Origin of the sequence: Photorhabdus africana (assembly GCF_035181445.1) — a bacterium.
GTDB lineage: Bacteria > Pseudomonadota > Gammaproteobacteria > Enterobacterales > Enterobacteriaceae > Photorhabdus > Photorhabdus laumondii.
In genome coordinates, this window is the sequence record NZ_JAXBVE010000297.1 from 1 (window position 1) to 225 (window position 225).

1 protein-coding gene is annotated in these 225 nt (G+C 65.3%); it reads right to left on the reverse strand.

Translation table 11 applies throughout. The features are described from left to right. On the reverse strand, positions 1-225 hold a 225-nt coding region (vgrG, locus tag SLS51_RS24980; protein WP_323840921.1), incomplete at both ends, for a type VI secretion system tip protein VgrG.

The following is a 225-nucleotide window of genomic DNA, read 5'->3' on the forward strand; positions in this document are numbered from 1 at the left end:
GGGTCGCCGTTAAGAAAGTCCACCACCACCTCCTGACCGATACGCGGTATCGCCAGCATGCCCCAGCCCTGACCGGCCCAGGGCTGGGTGACCCGTATCCAGCAGGAGCTGTTATCGTTGCTCCGGCCGTAGCGGTCCCAGAGGAATTGCAGGCGAATGCGGCCGTAGGCGTCGCAGTAGATTTCTTCGCCGGCCGGGCCGACCACGTTGGCAATCTGCGGGCCC